17 protein-coding genes are annotated in these 16,127 nt (G+C 70.9%); 11 read left to right on the top strand and 6 right to left on the bottom strand.

The genetic code is table 11. From position 1 onward, the window contains the following. Positions 1-44 precede the first annotated feature (44 nt). A complete protein-coding gene (locus ACZ7L4_RS27410; protein ID WP_472106591.1) occupies positions 45-797 on the bottom strand; it encodes a FadR/GntR family transcriptional regulator in 753 nt (250 codons plus the stop codon). A gap of 110 nt (positions 798-907) precedes the next feature. Further along, entirely contained in the window at positions 908-1,675 is a 768-nt protein-coding gene (locus ACZ7L4_RS27405) for a FadR/GntR family transcriptional regulator (protein ID WP_472106589.1), read from the bottom strand. A gap of 263 nt (positions 1,676-1,938) precedes the next feature. Between ACZ7L4_RS27405 and ACZ7L4_RS27400 the strand changes: the two genes are divergently transcribed. Genes ACZ7L4_RS27400 through ACZ7L4_RS27375 form a run of 6 tightly spaced genes read left to right on the top strand, consistent with a single transcriptional unit; the run spans position 1,939 to position 7,963 of the window. Continuing rightward, positions 1,939-3,306, top strand: coding sequence for an MFS transporter (locus ACZ7L4_RS27400; protein ID WP_472106587.1), 1,368 nt, complete (start codon positions 1,939-1,941; stop codon positions 3,304-3,306). Next, positions 3,303-5,030, top strand: coding sequence for a dihydroxyacetone kinase family protein (locus tag ACZ7L4_RS27395; RefSeq protein WP_472106585.1), 1,728 nt, complete (start codon positions 3,303-3,305; stop codon positions 5,028-5,030). The genes ACZ7L4_RS27400 and ACZ7L4_RS27395 overlap by 4 nt, the downstream gene beginning before the upstream one ends. A 21-nt stretch (positions 5,031-5,051) precedes the next feature. Then, positions 5,052-5,513 carry a ribose-5-phosphate isomerase gene (locus ACZ7L4_RS27390; protein WP_472106583.1) on the top strand — a complete coding sequence of 154 codons (462 nt, stop codon included), beginning with the start codon at positions 5,052-5,054 and terminating at the stop codon, positions 5,511-5,513. Continuing rightward, positions 5,513-6,292 carry a triose-phosphate isomerase gene (locus tag ACZ7L4_RS27385; protein ID WP_472106581.1) on the top strand — a complete coding sequence of 260 codons (780 nt, stop codon included), beginning with the start codon at positions 5,513-5,515 and terminating at the stop codon, positions 6,290-6,292. The genes ACZ7L4_RS27390 and ACZ7L4_RS27385 overlap by 1 nt, the downstream gene beginning before the upstream one ends. Position 6,293: 1 nt before the next feature. After that, on the top strand, positions 6,294-7,103 hold the full coding sequence (locus ACZ7L4_RS27380; protein ID WP_472106579.1) for a sugar phosphate isomerase/epimerase family protein: 810 nt from the start codon (positions 6,294-6,296) through the stop codon (positions 7,101-7,103). Further along, positions 7,061-7,963, top strand: a complete 903-nt coding sequence (locus ACZ7L4_RS27375; protein WP_472106577.1) for a phosphogluconate dehydrogenase C-terminal domain-containing protein — start codon at positions 7,061-7,063, stop codon at positions 7,961-7,963. Before ACZ7L4_RS27380 ends, ACZ7L4_RS27375 begins: the two co-directional genes overlap by 43 nt. A gap of 23 nt (positions 7,964-7,986) precedes the next feature. On the opposite strand, the gene ACZ7L4_RS27370 is transcribed toward ACZ7L4_RS27375, so the two are convergent. Beyond that, the gene (locus ACZ7L4_RS27370) at positions 7,987-8,808 is read right to left on the bottom strand and encodes a helix-turn-helix transcriptional regulator (RefSeq protein WP_472106575.1); all 822 of its coding nucleotides are present in this window, start codon (positions 8,806-8,808) and stop codon (positions 7,987-7,989) included. 140 nt (positions 8,809-8,948) lie between these two features. Between ACZ7L4_RS27370 and ACZ7L4_RS27365 the strand changes: the two genes are divergently transcribed. The 5 genes from ACZ7L4_RS27365 to ACZ7L4_RS27345 are packed head-to-tail and all read left to right on the top strand — an operon-like array spanning position 8,949 to position 13,009. After that, entirely contained in the window at positions 8,949-9,584 is a 636-nt protein-coding gene (locus ACZ7L4_RS27365; RefSeq protein WP_472106573.1) for a non-oxidative hydroxyarylic acid decarboxylases subunit B, read from the top strand. Continuing rightward, a complete protein-coding gene (gene vdcC / locus ACZ7L4_RS27360; protein ID WP_472106571.1) occupies positions 9,574-10,998 on the top strand; it encodes a non-oxidative vanillic acid decarboxylases subunit C in 1,425 nt (474 codons plus the stop codon). The genes ACZ7L4_RS27365 and vdcC overlap by 11 nt, the downstream gene beginning before the upstream one ends. 34 nt (positions 10,999-11,032) lie before the next feature. Continuing rightward, a complete protein-coding gene (locus ACZ7L4_RS27355) occupies positions 11,033-11,281 on the top strand; it encodes a non-oxidative hydroxyarylic acid decarboxylases subunit D (protein WP_472106569.1) in 249 nt (82 codons plus the stop codon). A 49-nt stretch (positions 11,282-11,330) separates the two neighbouring features. Beyond that, on the top strand, positions 11,331-12,005 hold the full coding sequence (locus ACZ7L4_RS27350) for a HEAT repeat domain-containing protein (RefSeq protein WP_472106567.1): 675 nt from the start codon (positions 11,331-11,333) through the stop codon (positions 12,003-12,005). A 2-nt stretch (positions 12,006-12,007) separates the two neighbouring features. Then, entirely contained in the window at positions 12,008-13,009 is a 1,002-nt protein-coding gene (locus ACZ7L4_RS27345; protein WP_472107370.1) for a MerR family transcriptional regulator, read from the top strand. A gap of 28 nt (positions 13,010-13,037) precedes the next feature. On the opposite strand, the gene ACZ7L4_RS27340 is transcribed toward ACZ7L4_RS27345, so the two are convergent. From ACZ7L4_RS27340 to ACZ7L4_RS27330, 3 genes are read right to left on the bottom strand one after another with little or no spacing between them, the layout of a single operon-like run. Continuing rightward, positions 13,038-13,961, bottom strand: coding sequence for a glycine betaine ABC transporter substrate-binding protein (locus ACZ7L4_RS27340; protein WP_472106565.1), 924 nt, complete (start codon positions 13,959-13,961; stop codon positions 13,038-13,040). A 17-nt stretch (positions 13,962-13,978) separates the two neighbouring features. Continuing rightward, complete coding sequence (locus ACZ7L4_RS27335) at positions 13,979-14,902, bottom strand: ABC transporter permease (protein WP_472106563.1); 924 nt, start codon at positions 14,900-14,902, stop codon at positions 13,979-13,981. Next, positions 14,886-16,091 (bottom strand): quaternary amine ABC transporter ATP-binding protein, encoded by a 1,206-nt coding sequence (locus ACZ7L4_RS27330; RefSeq protein WP_472106561.1) that lies wholly within the window; start codon positions 16,089-16,091, stop codon positions 14,886-14,888. The genes ACZ7L4_RS27335 and ACZ7L4_RS27330 overlap by 17 nt, the downstream gene beginning before the upstream one ends. Positions 16,092-16,127 lie beyond the last annotated feature (36 nt).

The following is a 16,127-nucleotide window of genomic DNA, read 5'->3' as shown; positions in this document are numbered from 1 at the left end:
GGGAACCCCCTGTTCCGGAATCCGGACGGCCCGGGCCCCGCGGGTCAGCCGGCCCGGCCCTCGCCGAGCAGTGTCTCGATGTGCCGCCGCGCCATGGTGTCCAGCTGCACGTCCAGGTCCGGCCCGTAGGTGCGAAGGCCCAGGCTCAGGTGCTCGCGCATCCGGGCGCACGCCGACTCCGCGTCGCGTGCCTCCAGGGCGGCGAAGATCTCCGGGTGGTGCGGCACGCCGGGCTCGCCGATCGACGGGTCGGAGTTGGAGCGCAGCATCATCTCGAACATCATGCCGCTGATCGACGACAGCATGATCCGCAGTACCGGATTGCCGCTGGCCATCGCGATGGCGTCGTGGAACTCCAGGTCCGCGCGCGCCTTGGTGACGACGTCCGTGGCGCTCTCGGTCGTCTCCATGGCGGCCCGGATCGTGGCCAGGTCCTCGTCGGTGGCGCGCTCCGCGGCGAGCCTGATGATCTCGATCTCCACCGGCAGCCGGGCCTCGATCAACTGCCGCACGGTGGGCCGCTCGGCGCGGTACAGGGCGTCGTATCCGCGCGCCTGTTCCGAGCTCTGCTCGCGCACGAACGAGCCGCGTCCGGGCGCCACTTCGATGAGCCGCTTGGCCTCCAGCTGCCGCAGCGCCTCCCGGACGACATTGCGGCTGGAGCCGAACTGGGTGGCCAGCTCCCGCTCGGAGGGGAGTTTCACGCCGACCTCGAGGGCGCCGGAGCGGATGTCGTGTTCCAGCTGCCGCGCGATGCGCTCGGTGAGAAGGCCGCTCTGGCCGGGAGGTGTCGACATGATCAGCAGGATACCGAGCGGTGCCGGCCGGTACGTCGGCGAGTCGGCCGCCGCGCGGCGATGGAGCGGATACCCAGAGTGCCGCGCCACGGCATCAACTCGCCCCGTTCTCAGCCCTGTTGGGCCTCGTCCCCCACCGACTCCCGCAACCGCGCACTCGCCATTCGCATGTGTTCCGCCATGGCCCGGTCCGCGCCCTCGGGGTCGCGGTCGCGGATCGCCTTGAGGACCGCGTCGTGTTCGCACAGGGTGCCGCTGACGGTGCCCTCGATGTCGCTGACCCGCTCCATCCACACCTGGAGCAGCGCGCGGATGCTGTGCAGGATGTCGCTCAGGACGGTGTTCCGGGCGATGCTCGCGCACTCCAGGTGGAAGGCGATGTCGGCGTCGATGAACGCCTTCACGTCGCTGCCCGCCTCCTGCATGTGCCGCAGGTGCTCCTCCAGGCGTGCCACGTCCTCGTCGCTCGCGCGCTCCGCCGCGAGTCGCGCCGAGACCCCCTCCATGTAGGTGCGCACCTCGACCAGGTCGCGGGTGCGGCGCTGGCCCAGCATCAGGCCCCAGTTGATGGCGCGCGGCAGGAACTCCGAGGTCCCCTCGCGGACGTACGAGCCGGAGCCCGGCCGGATCTCGATGATGCCGAGCACGTCGAGCGCGGACAGGGCGCCGCGCACGCTGGAACGCGCGACCCCGAGGGCCTCCGCGAGCTGACGCTCCGCGGGCAGCCGGGTGCCGGGCTTGATGTTCCCCGCGGAGAGGTGGTCGAGCAGGCGCTTGGCCACCTCGCTGACCGAGGACTCGCGCACGACGGGGCGCAGGAGCTGGGCGAGGTCGGTCTCGGGCGCGGCGGCGTCGGAGGGCTGGTTGGTCACGGTCACCAGTAGACCAGACGGGTCGTCCGAGCCCTCCCACGGCCGCGCGCGACGCCCTTCCGTGCCCGCTTTGTCAAGGGTTCAGCCATGAGCAACAAGTGCGACGCTCGCCACATTGGTAAATTGGTGACCAATTTGAAGATCGGGTCTAGCGTGAATCGCAGATCGGCCCGACCTGAGCGGCCAGCCAGCTGCTGCAGTGCCCTCACCCCTCGTGCCGAGCGTGACCCAAGTCCGGACAGAGCTGTCCGGCGAGCCGAGGAGTCGCCATGCCTGCCACCGCCGCGCCGCCCGTGAAGGCGACGAGGTCGGCCGTCGAGAAGTCGGCCATCAAGAAGATCTCGATCCGCCTGGTCCCCTTCGTGGCCCTGATGTTCTTCGTGAACTATCTGGACCGCACCGCGGTGTCCTTCGCCGAACCGAACGGGATGGGGGACGACCTGGCGCTCACCGCGGCCCAGTTCGGCTTCGCCTCCGGGATCTTCTTCGTCGGTTACATCGTGCTCGAGGTCCCCAGCAACATGGCGTTGCACCGCTTCGGCGCCCGCCGCTGGCTGGCCCGGATCATGGTGACCTGGGGCATCGTCTCCCTGCTCTTCACCTGGGTGAACAGCAGCGGAGGCCTCTACACGCTGCGCTTCCTGCTGGGTGTCGCGGAGGCCGGGTTCTTCCCCGGCGCGATCCTCTTCCTCAGCCAGTGGGTGCCGAGCCGCCACCGCACCAAGATCCTCGGCCTCTTCTACCTCGCACAGCCGCTGACCACGGTGTTCGGCGCCCCGCTCGCGGGCTGGCTGATCGGCCACCACGGCCTGTTCGGCCTCGAGGGCTGGCGCGTGATGTTCCTGTTCGTGTCGATCCCGGCGATCCTGTTGGGCGTCATCGCCTGGTTCTACCTGATCGACCGCCCGGCCGACGCGAAGTGGCTCACCACCGAGGAGCGGGACTGGCTCACCGAGGAGCTGGCCGCCGAGAACGAGCAGAAGACCGGCCATGAGGACAAGCACGCCAAGGGCGACCTGAAGAAGGCGTTCACCAACGGCCGCGTCTGGATCCTGGCCGTCGTCTACTTCGGCTTCGTCTACGGCCTGTACGCGCTCGCCTTCTTCCTGCCGACCATCATCGACGGCTTCCAGGAGCAGTACGACACCACGTTCAGCGTCATGGACAAGGCGTGGATCACGGCCATCCCGTACCTGCCCGCCGCGATCGTCCTCTTCTTCTGGAGCCGGCACGCCACCAAGCACGGCACCCGCACCTGGCACGTCGCCGGGCCCGCGGTCGTCGGAGGCATCTCCATCCCGTTGGCCCTCTACATGGGCTCGCCGACCGCCACCGTCGCCGTCATCACCGTGACCGCCTGCGCCATCTTCGCCGCCCTCCCGGTGTTCTGGGCCGTGCCCTCCCGCTTCCTGACCGGAGCGGCCGCCGCGGCCGGCATCGCGCTCATCAACACCGCGGGCAACATCGCCGGCTTCGCCTCCAGCTACATCACCGGCTGGCTCAAGGGCTGGACGGGCGACTACTACGTGCCGCTCTACCTCGTCGGCCTCTTCATGCTGCTGTCCGCCGTGCTGATGATCCTCCTCGCCCGCCGCGCGCCCACCAGCACCTCGTCCCTCCCGGAGAACCAGCGATGACCCGCCTCCACAACGACCCCGCCGCCTTCGCCGACGAGGCACTCGAAGGCTTCGCCGCCGCCCACCGCCGCTGGGTGCGCCCCGTCACCGGCGGCGTGGTCCGCGCCACCGCCAGGACCCCCGGCCAGGTCGCCGTCGTCATCGGCGGCGGATCCGGGCACTACCCGGCCTTCTCCGGCCTGGTCGGACAGGGGCTCGCGCACGGCGCCGCCGTCGGCAACGTCTTCGCCTCGCCCTCCGCCCAGCAGATCCGCGGCGTCGCCAAGGCGGCGCAGGCGGGCGGCGGTGTGCTGCTCATGTACGGCAACTACGCGGGCGACGTCCTGCACTTCGGACAGGCCGCCGAGCGGCTGACCGGCGAGGGCATACCGACGCACACGTTCGCCGTCACCGACGACATATCCAGCGCGGGCCCCGACGAGGCCCACAAGCGGCGCGGCATCGCCGGTGACCTGCCCGTCTTCAAGACAGCCGCGGCCGCCGCCGAACAGGGCGGCTCCCTCGACGAGGTGGCCCGGATCGCCGCCCACGCCAACGACCGCACCCGCTCCTTCGGCATCGCCTTCTCCGGCTGTACGCTCCCGGGCGCCGACCACCCGCTGTTCACGGTCCCCGAGGACCGGATGGCCGTCGGCCTCGGCATCCACGGCGAACCCGGCATCGGCGAGGAGTCCGTCCCCACCGCCGACGAGGCCGCCGAACTGCTCGTCGCCGCGCTCCTCAAGGAACTCCCCGACGGCATCGGATCGCCCGACGGACAGCGCGCCGCCGTGATCCTCAACGGCCTGGGCTCCGTGAAGTACGAGGAGCTGTTCGTCGTCTACCGCAGGGTCGCCCAGCTCCTCGACGACGCGGGTGTGACGGCCGTCGACCCCGAGGTCGGCGAACTCGTCACCAGCTTCGACATGGCCGGTGTCTCCCTCACCCTGACCTGGCTCGACGACACCCTCGAAGCCCTGTGGACCGCCCCGGCCGACACCCCCGCCTACCGCAAGGGCACCGTCCCCGAGGCGGCCGCCGCCGACGTCGAGTCGTACGAGACCGAGGACGCCCCCGAGACGTACACGGCGAGCGAGGCCTCCTGGCAGGCCGCGGCGACCGCGCTCGACGCGCTGGGCCGCCTCAAGGACACCGTCGACGCGCACGCCGACGAACTCGGCCGCATCGACGCCGTCGCGGGCGACGGTGACCACGGCATCGGCATGCAGCGCGGATCGACCGGCGCCTACGAGGCCGCCCTGAAGGCACGTGAGTCGGGGGCGGGAGCCGGTTCGCTGCTGACCGCCGCGGGCGACGCCTGGGCCGACAAGGCGGGCGGCACCTCCGGCGCCCTGTGGGGCATCGTCCTGCGCGCGCTCGGCGACGCGCTCGGCGACACCGAACGGCCGACCCCGGCGTCCGTCGCCCACGGAGTCCTGGAGGCGTCCGACGGCGTCCGCAGGACCGGCGGCGCCGAGGTCGGCGACAAGACCATGGTCGACGTTCTCGTGCCCTTCGCCGAGACACTGGGCCAACAGGTCGACACGGGCGCCGAGTTGGCCGCCGCGTGGGACACCGCCGCCACCGCCGCCGAACGCGCCGCGCGCGACACCGCCCACCTGTTGCCCCGGATGGGCCGCGCCCGACCGCACGCCGAGAAGTCCCTGGGCACCCCCGACGCGGGCGCCCACTCCCTCGCCCTGATCGTCCGCGCCGTCCACGGCGCGCTCGCCGCCTGCAAGTAACTCCCTTTAAGGAAAAGCGACATGAGTGACAAGCTGCGGATCGTCGTCGGCTGCGACGACGCCGGATTCCAGTACAAGGAGGCCCTGAAGCGGGACCTCCAGGCGAGCGACCTGGTCGAGTCCGTCACCGACGTGGGCGTGGACGCCGAAGGCCACACCGCGTACCCGACCATCGCCATCGAGGCCGCCGAGCGCGTCGCCCGCGGCGAAGCCGACCGGGCGCTGCTGATCTGCGGCACCGGCCTCGGCGTCGCCATCGCCGCCAACAAGGTCAAGGGCATCCGGGCCGTCACCGCCCACGACTCCTTCTCCGTGGAGCGGGCGATCCTCTCCAACAATGCCCAGGTCCTCACCTTCGGCCAGCGCGTCGTCGGCCTCGAACTGGCCCGCCGTCTCGCCGCCGAGTGGCTCACCTACCGCTTCGACGAGCAGTCCGCGTCCGCCGCGAAGGTCCAGCTGATGTGCGACTACGAGGCCGCCTGATGAACGCCCCCGTCCTGCTCGGGGTGAGCCTGAAGATGTACTTCGGCCACCACGAGACCCTGAACTGGTCCCGCCGCGTCGTGCGCCTCGCCGACCAGCACCCGGCCGTCACCAGCGGCAAGGCACGCCTGTTCGTGCTGCCCGCCTTCCCGGCGATCGTCCCGGTGGCCGGGATCCTCGCGCGCGGCGCCGTCGACGTCGGCGCGCAGGACATCGCCACGGAGGACGTGGGCGCCTACACGGGCGAGGTGTCCGGGCCGTTCCTCAAGGAGATCGGCTGCCGGTACGCCGAGGTCGGGCACGCCGAGCGACGCCGCCTGTACGGGGAGGGCGACACGGTCGTCGCCGCGAAGACCGCGGCCGCGCTGCGCAACGGCCTCACCCCGGTCCTGTGCGTCGGCGAACTCGACCCCGTGGAGCCGGTGGAGGCCGCCCGCCGCACCGTCGCCGAGGCCGCCCGCCTCCTGTACGGCCTCGAAGGCCCGGTCGTCCTCGCCTACGAGCCGCAGTGGGCCATCGGCGCACCCGAGCCGGCCTCGCCCGAACACATCACCACGGTGTGCGCGGCCCTGGGGGAGTGGCTGAACTCCCGCCCCCAGCACGCCGGTTCCACCGTGATCTACGGCGGCAGCGCGGGCCCCGGCCTGCTCACCCGCCTCGGCGGCTCCGTCGGCGGCCTCTTCCTCGGCCGCTTCGCCCACGACCCGGAGGCCGTCGCCAAGATCCTCGACGAGATCGAGCCCGCCGACACCCCCGACTCCCGCGCGGAGGTGGCCTGACATGGCGTACGGCATCAGCACCTACGCGTACTTCTGGCGCATCTCCTCCCGCGCCCCGCGGCCGATGACGGCCCTGGACATGCTCCGGGACATCCACCGGCTCGGCGGCCAGGTCTTCCAGATCTGCGACTACGCGCCCATCGAGACGTACGACGACGCCCAGCTCGCCGAGCTGAAGGCGGCCGCCGCCGACCTCGGTGTCACCCTCGAACTCGGCACGCGCGGCATCGCCCCCGACCACCTGGAGCGCTACCTGCGCCTCGCGGGAAAGCTCGGTGTCACCTTCGTGCGCTCCATGCTGCACACCGCCGACCACAAGCCGGACGTCACCGAGTCCGTCGCCCTTCTCAAGCAGGTCATCGGCCGGTACGAGGAGCAGGGCGTCACGCTCGGCCTGGAGACGTACGAGCAGGTGGCCACCGCCGACCTCGTCGACGTCGTCCGCACCGTGAACAGCCCGCGCCTCGGCATCGTCGTCGACCCGGGCAACTGCGTCGCCCGCCTGGAACACCCGTCCCAGGTCGTCGAGTTGACCGCACCGTACGTCGTGAACGTGCACGTCAAGGACTTCGCGTTCAGCCGCAGGGACGGCTGGGTGGGCTTCACCTACGCGGGCGCCCCGCTCGGCACCGGTCTCCTGGACTACGCGTCGATGATCGCCGCCGTACGGGAGCACGCCCCGGACCCCGCGTCCGTCAACCAGATCGTGGAGCACTGGCTCCCGTGGCAGGACGGTGGCTTCGACGTCACCGCCGAGCTCGAACACCAGTGGACCGAGCACAGCATCAGCACACTCCTGAAGGGCGAATGAACATGGCCGCCGAGAACAAGACCGTTGCCGTCATCGGGGCCGCCGGCAAGATGGGCCAGCGTGTCTCCAACAACCTGGTCGAGAGCGACTTCACCGTCCTCTTCTCCGAGAATTCCCCCAAGGGCCAGGAGCTGATCCGCTCGCTCGGCCGCGAGCTGACCGACTCCGAGGCCGCCGCCCAGGCGGCCGACGTGCTGATCCTGGCCGTCCCGGACATCGTCCTGGGCAAGGTCTCCGAGCAGCTCGTCCCGCTCCTGAAGCCGGGCGCCGTCGTCCTCACCCTCGACCCGGCGGCCGCGTACGCGGGCCTGCTGCACCCCCGCGCCGACGTGCACTACGTCTGCGCGCACCCCTGCCACCCGTCCGTCTTCCTGCAGCGCAAGACGCAGGCCGAGCTCGACGACACCTTCGGTGGCATCGCGGCCCCGCAGGAGGTCGTCGCCGCGTACGAGGGCGGCGACGAGGACAAGCAGCAGCTCGCCGAGTCCGTCATCCGCGTCATGTACGCGCCGGTCGTCGACGTCCACTGGGTCACCGTCAAGCAGCTCGCCGTCCTGGAGCCGACCCTCGTCGAGACCATCGCCTGCATGGTCGGCGCCCTGCTCAACGAGGCACTGCACGAGACCGTGCACACCGTCGGCGTCCCGGAGAAGGCCGCGCGCGCGATGCTCCTCGGACACACCCAGGTCGCCCTCGCCAACACCCTCAAGGGCGACAACCCGTTCTCCGACGCCTGCCTGATCGCCATGGACTACGGCCGCGACTCCATCGTCAAGGACGACTGGAAGAAGGTCTTCGACGACGGCGAGCTCGACAAGGTCATCACCAAGATGCTGAAGATCAAGGAGATCCGCCGCTGACGGAACTGACGTAGCCCCCTCCGTCAGGCCCCCGCCCGGAACGCCCCCGGTGTCACCCCGGTCCGCAGCCGGAAGAACTTCGTGAAGTCACTGGGGTCGTCGAACCCGAGCCGCCCCGCCACCTCCTTCGCCGACAGGCCGCTGTGCCACAGCAGCCGCTTCGCCTCCAGGAGGACCCGGTCGTCGACGTACTGCTTGGCGGTACGCCCGGTCGCGGCGAGGGCGGCCCGGGTCAGCGTGCGGGGGCTGTAGCCGAGGGCCGCCGCGTAGTCCTCGACGCGGCGGGTCACCGCGTGGTCCCGCTCCACGGCCGCGTGGAAGCGGTGGAAGGTGTCACGGGACGCGGCCGGCGCCGGATCGTCGCGCACCGCCGCGAGCCGCATCACCAGCACCGAAAGCAGCGCGCGCAGCACCTCCGCGTGGCTGCCCAGCGGGAGCGAGGACATCGCCCCGTACTCGTACGTGAGGTGCTCCACCGCCCGTCGCACCGACTCCGCGTCCCGGCCGCGCGGGGTCAGCGGGCGCTGTTCGTACGGCGGATCCATGTGCGCCGCCGAGACGATCGCCGGCGGCAGGAAACCGGCCTTGAACAGCACGATCACACCGTCCGCCGACGCCAGATCCGGGCCGAAGCGCTGCACCTGCCCCGGGCGGATCCACATCCAGGACCCCGGGCGCAGCTCGTACTCCACGAAGTCCACGGCCACCCGCAGCGGGCGCTCGCGGGCGCCGATCAACTGGTGGAAGACGGGCCGCAGCGGCGCGTACGGGTCGTTGCCGTGCCGCAGCGAGCGGTCGTGCAGGTCGGCCAGCTCCGCCACCTCGACACCCGTCGGCGCCCCCACGGTCGGTGTGTACGCGAGATCCCGGACTTCAAGGCGTTCCTGTCTGATTTTCCCCATCGTGAGTCCCGAGCGTACCGCTGCCGCCCTCCTCCCGCCGCCTAGCGTGAAAGCACAGGTCAGCGACGTGTGAGGAGTGTCCTGTGCGATTGGTCGTGGGAATGACCGGGGCGACGGGTGCTCCGTTCGGTGTCCGGCTACTGGAGTGTCTGCGCGAGCTGCCGGACGTGGAGACACACCTGGTGCTCTCCCGCTGGGCGCGCACCACCATCGAGCTGGAGACCGGCCTGACCGTGGCCCAGGTGTCCGCGCTCGCCGATGTCACCCACCACCCCGACGACCAGGGCGCCACCATCTCGTCCGGCTCGTTCCGCACCGACGGCATGGTCGTCGTGCCCTGCTCGATGAAGACGCTCGCCGGCATCAGCGCCGGATACGCCGACGGGCTCGTGGCGCGCGCCGCGGACGTCGTCCTCAAGGAGCGGCGCAAGCTCGTCCTCGTCCCGCGCGAGACACCGCTGAGCGAGATCCATCTGCGCAACATGCTCGAACTCGCCCGCATGGGCGTCCAGTTGGTGCCACCCATGCCCGCGTTCTACAACAACCCGCGCACCGTCGACGACATCGTCGACCACATCGTCGCCAGAGTCCTCGACCAGTTCGACCTGCCCGCACCGGCCGCCGAGCGCTGGGCCGGCATGCGCGCGGCCCGCGCCGCCCGCGACGCGGCCGCCCCCACAACCTCCGTACAGAACACAGGAGTCAACCATGCCCTATGACGATCTGCGCAGCTTCCTCGGCACATTGGAGAAGGAGGGGCAGCTGCTGCGCATCTCCGACGAGGTGCTGCCCGAGCCCGACCTCGCGGCCGCCGCCAACGCGACGGGCCGCATCGGCGAGAACGCCCCCGCCCTGCACTTCGACAACGTCAAGGGCTTCACCGACGCCCGCATCGCGCTGAACGTGCACGGCTCCTGGGCCAACCACGCCCTCGCGCTCGGGCTGCCGAAGAACACGCCGGTCAAGGAGCAGGTCGAGGAGTTCGCCCGCCGCTGGGACGCCTTCCCCGTCGCCCCCGAGCGCCGCGAGGACGCCCCGTGGCGCGAGAACACCCTGGAGGGCGACGACGTCGACCTCTTCTCCGTGCTGCCCCTGTTCCGCCTCAACGACGGTGACGGCGGCTTCTACCTCGACAAGGCCGCCGTCGTCTCCCGCGACCCCGAGGACCCGGACAACTTCGGCAAGCAGAACGTCGGCACGTACCGCATCGAGGTCATCGGCGCCAACCGTCTCGCCTTCCAGCCCGTCCCCATGCACGACGTCGCCCAGCACCTGCGCAAGGCCGAGGAGGTCGGCGAGGACCTGCCCATCGCCATCACCCTCGGCAACGACCCGGTGATGGCCATCGTCGCCGGGATGCCGATGGCGTACGACCAGAGCGAGTACGAGATGGCCGGCGCGCTGCGCGGGGCGCCCGCCCCGATCGCCACCGCGCCGCTCACCGGCTTTGACGTGCCGTGGGGCAGCGAGGTCGTCATCGAGGGTGTCATCGAGTCGCGCAAGCGGCAGATCGAGGGTCCCTTCGGCGAGTTCACCGGCCACTACTCGGGCGGCCGCCGCATGCCGGTCATCCGCGTCGACCGAGTCTCGTACCGCACGAACCCGGTCTTCGAGTCCCTCTACCTCGGCATGCCGTGGACCGAGTGCGACTACCTCGTCGGGCCCAACACGTGTGTGCCGCTGCTCAAGCAGCTGCGCGCCGAGTTCCCCGAGGTGCAGGCCGTCAACGCCATGTACACCCACGGCCTGATGGTGATCATCTCGACGAAGAAGCGCTACGGCGGCTTCGCCAAGGCCGTCGGCATGCGCGCCATGACCACCCCGCACGGACTCGGGTACGTCGCCCAGGTGATCGTCGTCGACGAGGACGTGGACCCGTTCAATCTGCCGCAGGTCATGTGGGCGATGTCGGCGAAGGTCAACCCGAAGGACGACGTCGTCGTCATCCCGAACCTCTCGGTCCTCGAACTCGCGCCCGCCGCCCAGCCCGCCGGCATCACCAGCAAGATGATCATCGACGCGACGACCCCGGTGGCGCCCGACGTCCGCGGCAACTTCTCCACGCCCGCGAAGGACCTGCCCGAGACGGCCGAGTGGGCGAAGCGGCTCCAGGACATGATCGCCGCCCGCTGACACCCGTCGCATCCCTCCCGAAAGGCCAACACCCATGAACGACAAGCTGATTGACGGCGCCGAGTGCCCGCGCTGTCCCGCCGACACCGTCACGCGCCTCGCCACGTCCCCCGTCCCCGGGGTGTGGGACGTGCTCCAGTGCACCCGCTGCCTCTACACCTGGCGCACGAGCGAACCCGACCGCCGCACCCGGCGCGACGCCTACCCCGAGGCCTTCAAGCTGACGGACGCCGACATCGAGAACGCGATCGAGGTCCCGGCGGTGCCGCCGCTGCGCGTTTGACCTTGACACGGTGACAAGGTCTTCACTGCTTGCCGAGGAGGTGGTCTCGATGACGATCACTGGGCAGGACACGGAGACCTCGCGCGCGCTGCGGGGCCTGGAGGACGGCGACGCCTCGGTGCGGCTGCGGGCGGCGCTGGCGGTCGGCTCGGCGCCCGACCCGCGGTACGTCGGCACGCTGGTCGAGCGGTGCGCGGTCGAGCCGGAGTTCTTCGTCCGCGACATGCTGACCTGGGCGCTCACCCGGCACCCCGTGGACCTGACGCTGCCCGCGGTGCTCCGCGAGGTGCGGTCGGAACGGGTGCAGGCACGGAGCCAGGCGCTGCACACGCTCTCCAAGCTGGGCGACCCCGACGCGTGGCCGGTGATCACGCGGGAGCTGCTGACCGACGCCGACGACGAGGTCGCCCGGTGCGCCTGGCGGGCCGCCGTCGTCCTCGTACCGGACGACGAGAAGGAGGCCCTGGCCGGTGTGCTCGCGACGCAGCTCGGCCGGGGCGCGCGCGAGACGCAGCTCAGCCTGAGCCGCGCCCTCGTCGACCTCGGCGACGCGGCCGTGCCCGCCGTGGACGCGGCGGCGAGCGCCGCCGACGACCCGGACGTACGCGCGCATGCGCTCGCCACCCGGCGCGTCCTGGACGACCCGGACACCGGAATCGGCTTCGCGATCGAGGACGCCAAGCGCGTCGTGGCGCTCGACGGGGCTCCCGTGGTGGACGATTGAGTGTGTTGATCGGTGAGGTGGCGCGGAGGTCCGGGGTCAGTGCCCGGATGCTCCGGCATTACGAGTCGCTGGGCCTGGTGCGGCCCTCGGAACGCACGGGCTCCGGATACCGGGAGTACTCGGGCGACGACATCCGGCGGATCTTCCACATCGAGAGCCTGCGGTCACTGGGGCTCTCGCTGCGGGAGATCGGGCGCGCGCTCGACGAAGAGGACTTCACGCCCTCGGTGCTCGTCGGTGATCTGATCCGGCAGACGCGCGAACGCATCGCGGCCGAGACCGAGTTGCTCACGCGCCTCAACCGGATCGACGCGGCGGAGCCCGGCGACTGGGAGGAGGTCCTCCAAGTCGTCGCGCTGCTCCAGGCGTTGGGCTCGAAGAGCGTCGACGCCCGGCAGCGGGCGGCCCTTTCGTCGGGCGCGCAGGACGCGATGCCCGTGGAGGCGCTGGTCGAGGCGGTGCTGAGCGAGTCGGACACGAACGTCGCCGGGGCCCTGCGCTGGGCGCTGGCGCGCTCGGGCGGCGCCGAGGGCCTGCCGCTGCTGGTGGAGGCGCTCGACTCGCCGACGGCCGCCGTACGGGAGCGGGCCGCCCAGTGTCTCGCCGAACTGCCCGGCGAGGAGGCCGCCGAGGCGCTGGGGCACGCCCTCGGCAGCGCCGACGCGGTGATCCGAGGGCGTGCCGCCGTGGCGCTCGGCAACCGTGGTGCGGCCGACGCGGTGCCGGAGCTCGTCGACATGATCGTGGCGGGCAGGAACGACACCGACGCGGCGGACGCGCTGAGCGTGCTGGCGGGCGACACCGCGGCCACGGAACGCATCGCCGCCGCCCTCGTCGACCGCCTCGCCACCGAGGCGCCCGCCCGCGGCCGGCTCACCCAGGCGTTGGCGGGCATCCCGGGGACGACGGCGACCCGCGCTCTCGTCGACCTGTCGGCCGACGAGGACCGCGCCGTGGCCCTGACCGCGAGGTATCTCCTCCGGCTGCGCGACGGTGAACGCTGAGGGTGTCACCGTCACCCCGGTCCGGGTGTCACTTCACCCAGCTGTCCACCAGCTTCTTGTTGCCGTCGATCCACTCCTTCGCGGCCTCCTGCTCGTGCCCGGTGCCCTTCTTCTGGAGGAGGAGTTCCAGGCTGCCGAGCTGGGCGCTGGTCATGCGGAAGTTCTTGAGCCAGCCGGCGACCTCGGGGTTGGCCTTGGAGTAGCCCTTGGAGGCGACCATCTGCACCTTGTCGGGCTTGCCGTAGGCCTTCTTGGTGTCCTTGAGGACCTTGAGCGGCATCTTCGTGTACGCCCAGTGCGGCCGCCACAGCGTGACCACGATCGGCTTCTGGGCCTTGATCGACTTCTGGAGGGCGGAAAGCATCGCGGACGTGCTGGACTCGGACAGCTCGTACTCGGACTTGAGGCCGTAGTCCGGCATGACGGGGGAGCGGGTCAGCCGCATCAGGCCCGAGCCCGCCTCGATGCCCACGATCTTGCCGCCGAACTCCTTCGACTTCCCCTTGAGGTCCTCGATGGTGTTGACGTCCTTGACGTACTTGGGGACGGTCAGGTTGAGGTCGGCCGGCTCGTACCAGGTGCCGAGCTTCTCCATCTTGGGGCCGAGCTTCTTCCAGTACGTCTCGTGGGTCACCGGCAGCCAGGCGTCGAGGTAGATGTCGGCCTGCTTGTTGGCGATGCCGGTGTAGGTGCTGGCGATGTCCAGGTCACGGACGTCGACCTTGTACCCCTTGTCCTCCAGGATCTGCTTCCACAGGAAGGTCGCGGAGACTCCCTCGTCCCATCCGGCGACGTAGGCCAGCTTGACCGTCTTCGAGCCGCCGCCGCTGTCGTCGTCGGAGCCTCCCTCGACCTTCGAGGTGTTCCCGCTGCATGCGGTGGCGAGCAGGGTGAGCGCGGCGGCGGTACAGCCGAAGAGATAGGCGGTGCGGCGGCGGCGATTGCGGATCATGGCTGGAGCTCCTGTCTTCACGCGGAAACCGGAGTGGTGGACGAGGCGGGCGCGGACGACTTCTCCGTGTCGGCCACCGGGGTCGTGCCGGCACGCCCGCGGCCCGGACGGCGGCGGATGCGGGGGGTGGCGAGGGCGCTGGTGACGCGGTCGAGGAAGATCGCGAGGAACACGACGGCGAGGCCGCCCTGGAAGCCGATCCCCACGTCGAGCTGGCTGATGCCGCGCACCACGATGGTCCCCAGGCCGTCGGCGCCGACCATGCCGGCGATGACGACCATGGACAGCGCCAGCATGATGACCTGGTTGATGCCGGCCATGATCGAGGGCAGCGCCAGCGGCAGTTGGACGCCGCGCAGGATCTGGCCGTGCTTGGCCCCGAAGGCGTGCGCGGCCTCCACGACCTCCGGATCGACCTGCCGTATGCCCAGTTCGGTCAGGCGCACGGCGGGCGACACGGCGAAGGCGATGGTGGCGACGACGCCGGGGACCAGGCCGATGCCGAAGAAGAAGACGGCCGGGATGAGGTAGACGAACACCGGCAGCGTCTGCAGGAAGTCGAGGACGGGCCGCACCAGCGTGCTGGCCAGCGGGCTGCGCGCGGCCCAGATGCCGATCGGCACCCCGATGACCACGGCGAACACCGACGCGACCACGACGACCGCAAGGGTCTGCATCGCCGGGGTCCACAGGCCCATGCCCTGGATCAGGAGGAACGCGCCCAGGGTGTAGACGGCGAAGAACCAGCCGCGCGCGAGGAACGCGAGGACCGTGAACACCGCGATGATGACCAGCATGTGAGGGGCGGTCAGCACATAGAGGACCGCGTTGACCAGTTCCGTCATCACGGAGGTGACGGCGTCGAAGAGACCGCTGAGGTTCTCGGTCAGCCAGTCGACGGCCTTGTTGACCGGGGTGCCGAGATCAACGCTGAACAGCATCGGCGACCTCCTCCTGTGAGCTGCCTGATGCTTCGGAAGTATCGTCCTGTTCGCGGGAGTTGGCTGCCTGCGGTGCGGAGAGAGCGGTGAGCAGTGCCGCGCGGGGCACGACTCCCAGCAGCCGCCCGTCGTCGTCGGTCACGGCCAGCGGCACCGAGTACCGCCCGGCCGCCGGGAACAGGTCCACGAGCAGCGTGTCGGGGCCCGCCCGCCCGTAGCTGTCGGTCAGGCACTCCGGGCTGTCGCGCAGCGTGGCGTGCCCCGCCTCGGCGGCCCGTGCGACGGCGTCGTCGTGGGCGACACCGGCCACCCCTCCGTCGGCGTCGAGGACGTAGACGGCGCCCGCTTCGAGGTCCGCAAGGGAGCGCAGGACGTCGCGCGGGTCGTCGTCCAGGCCGGCCGTCGCCAGGGGGTCGCGCATGACGGCGCTCGCGGTCAGCACGCGGGAGCGGTCGACGTCGGAGACGAAGTCGCGTACGTAGGCGTCGGCGGGGGAGTCGAGGATGTCGGTCGCCGTGCCCAGCTGCACCACGCCCCCGTCGCGCATGACCATGATCCGGTCGCCGAGCCGCATCGCCTCGTTGAGGTCGTGGGTGACGAAGACGATGGTGCGGCGCAGATCGCGCTGCAGGCCGAGCAGCAGGTCCTGCATGTCCCGGCGGATCAGCGGGTCGAGGGCGCTGAACGGCTCGTCCATGAGCATGATCTCGGCGTCGGTGGCCAACGCCCGGGCCAGGCCCACGCGTTGGCGCATGCCGCCGGACAGGGCGCTGGGGTAGGAGTCGGCCCAGTCGGCGAGGCCGACGGTGCGCAGCGCCCAGTCGGAGCGCTCCTGCCGCTCGGCGGCGGTGCCGCCGCGCAGCCGGATGCCGTACGCGGCGTTCTCGCGGACCGTGCGGTGCGGGAAGAGCGCGAAGTGCTGGAAGATCATGTTGACCTTGCGGTTGCGCAGTTCGCGCAGGTCCGCGTGGTCCATGGCCAGCAAGTCCCGTCCGTCGACGCGCAGTTCGCCCGAGCTCGGCTCGACGAGGCGGTTGAGCATCCGGAGCAGGGTCGACTTCCCGGACCCGGACAGGCCCATGACGACGAAGAGTTCGCCGGGCTCCACGGTGAAGGACACGTCGCGTACCGCGTGGACCGTGTTGTCGGCGGTCTCGAAAACCTTGTTGAGCCGTGCTGCTTCTATCACCGTGCCCCACCTCCGGGGAACCGCGCGAGGCGGTTG

Source organism: Streptomyces sp. NPDC107575 (genome assembly GCF_055657265.1).
This window is presented reverse-complemented; position numbering and strand designations above follow the sequence as displayed.

What these genes read in the sequence shown, in the direction of transcription:
- ACZ7L4_RS27410 (WP_472106591.1), bottom strand. Translation starts at nt 797, where the DNA reads ATGTCGACACCTCCCGGCCAGAGCGGCCTTCTCACCGAGCGCATCGCG.
- ACZ7L4_RS27400 (WP_472106587.1), top strand. Translation starts at nt 1,939, where the DNA reads ATGCCTGCCACCGCCGCGCCGCCCGTGAAGGCGACGAGGTCGGCCGTC.
- ACZ7L4_RS27395 (WP_472106585.1), top strand. Translation starts at nt 3,303, where the DNA reads ATGACCCGCCTCCACAACGACCCCGCCGCCTTCGCCGACGAGGCACTC.
- ACZ7L4_RS27390 (WP_472106583.1), top strand. Translation starts at nt 5,052, where the DNA reads ATGAGTGACAAGCTGCGGATCGTCGTCGGCTGCGACGACGCCGGATTC.
- ACZ7L4_RS27385 (WP_472106581.1), top strand. Translation starts at nt 5,513, where the DNA reads ATGAACGCCCCCGTCCTGCTCGGGGTGAGCCTGAAGATGTACTTCGGC.
- ACZ7L4_RS27380 (WP_472106579.1), top strand. Translation starts at nt 6,294, where the DNA reads ATGGCGTACGGCATCAGCACCTACGCGTACTTCTGGCGCATCTCCTCC.
- vdcC (WP_472106571.1), top strand. Translation starts at nt 9,574, where the DNA reads ATGCCCTATGACGATCTGCGCAGCTTCCTCGGCACATTGGAGAAGGAG.
- ACZ7L4_RS27355 (WP_472106569.1), top strand. Translation starts at nt 11,033, where the DNA reads ATGAACGACAAGCTGATTGACGGCGCCGAGTGCCCGCGCTGTCCCGCC.
- ACZ7L4_RS27350 (WP_472106567.1), top strand. Translation starts at nt 11,331, where the DNA reads ATGACGATCACTGGGCAGGACACGGAGACCTCGCGCGCGCTGCGGGGC.
- ACZ7L4_RS27340 (WP_472106565.1), bottom strand. Translation starts at nt 13,961, where the DNA reads ATGATCCGCAATCGCCGCCGCCGCACCGCCTATCTCTTCGGCTGTACC.
- ACZ7L4_RS27335 (WP_472106563.1), bottom strand. Translation starts at nt 14,902, where the DNA reads ATGCTGTTCAGCGTTGATCTCGGCACCCCGGTCAACAAGGCCGTCGAC.